Origin of the sequence: Kitasatospora sp. NPDC057500 (assembly GCF_042802195.1) — a bacterium.
Taxonomy (GTDB): domain Bacteria; phylum Actinomycetota; class Actinomycetes; order Streptomycetales; family Streptomycetaceae; genus Kitasatospora.
In genome coordinates this window covers 1-1,543 of record NZ_JBHVER010000437.1, presented here as the reverse complement: position 1 = coordinate 1,543, position 1,543 = coordinate 1, and the positions used below count along the sequence as shown (strand labels likewise).

Here is a 1,543-nt window from a genome sequence, read left to right as displayed (position 1 = left end):
TTCGGGATCAGTGGCACCAACGCCCACATCATCCTCGAACAAGCACCTCCCCAGGCTCCCGTCACCGAGCCGGTGACACCCCACAGCGCCATCCCCTGGCTGCTCTCCGCCCGCTCCCCGGAAGCACTCACCGCCTGGCCCGAACGACTCCGCCCCTACACCGACCGACCCGCCGCAACAGCCACCGCACTCGCCACCCGCACCGCCTTCGAACACCGCGCCGCCATCATCGGCCACCACCCCGACGACTTCACCCACGCCCTCACCGACCTCGTCCCCGTCCACACCACCCCCACCCGACCCGTCTTCGTCTTCCCCGGCCAAGGCGCCCAATGGCCCGGCATGGGCACCGAACTCCTCACCACCTCACCCGTCTTCCACGACACCATCACCCGCTGCCAAACCGCACTCGACCCCCACATCGACTGGTCACTCACCCACGCCATGGCCGACCCCGAACTCCTCGAACGAGTCGACGTCGTCCAACCCACCCTCTTCGCCGTCATGACCGCCCTCGCCGAACTCTGGCGCCACCACGGCATCCAACCCACCGCCGTCATCGGCCACTCCCAAGGCGAAATCGCCGCCGCCCACATCGCCGGCGCCCTCACCCTCGACGACGCCGCCCGCATCGTCGCCCTCCGCAGCAAACTCATCGCCACCACACTCACCGGCCACGGCGGCATGCTCTCCCTCGCCACCGACCCCACCACCACCCAAACCCTGCTCACCCCCTGGAACAACCACCTCTCCATCGCCGCCGTCAACGGCCCCAACACCACCATCGTCTCCGGCACCCCCCAAGCCCTCGACGAACTCACCCACACCTGCCACACCCACAACATCCGCACCCGACGCATCGCCGTCGACTACGCCTCCCACTCCCCCCAAGTCGAAACCCTCCGACAAGAACTCCTCACCGCCCTCACCGGCATCCAACCCCGCCCCTCCACCATCCCCTTCTACTCCACCCTCACCACCACCCCCCTCGACACCACCACCCTCGACCCCACCTACTGGTACCAAAACCTCCGCCACACCGTGCAATTCCACACCACCACCCAAAACATCCTCACCCACCAACCCACCACCTTCATCGAAATCAGCCCCCACCCCGTCCTCACCCCCAGCATCGCCGAAACCATCGACACCACCACCACCCCCGCCACCACCCTCACCACCCTCCACCGCAACCAAGGCACCCTCGACCGCATCACCACCAGCCTCGCCCAAGCCTGGACCCACGGCCACGACATCACCTGGCACGACCTCCTCCCCACCACCACCCCCACCGACATCCCCACCTACCCCTTCCAACACCAGCACTACTGGCTCGACCACCCCACCACCAACCCCACCAACACCGCCCTCACCACCCCCGACCACCCCTTCCTCCAAACCTGCCTCGAACTCGCCGACACCGACGGCCTCATCCTCACCGGCCGCATCTCACCCCACACCCACCCCTGGCTCACCCACCACACCCTCCAGAACACCACCATCCTCCCCGGCACCGCCCTCGCCGAACTCGCCATCCAAGCCG

1 protein-coding gene is annotated in these 1,543 nt (G+C 67.6%); it reads left to right on the top strand.

Annotated elements, in window-relative coordinates:
• Positions 1 to 1,543: acyltransferase domain-containing protein (locus ACFU74_RS37260; protein ID WP_380764574.1), on the top strand; the 1,543-nt coding region annotated here is incomplete at both ends.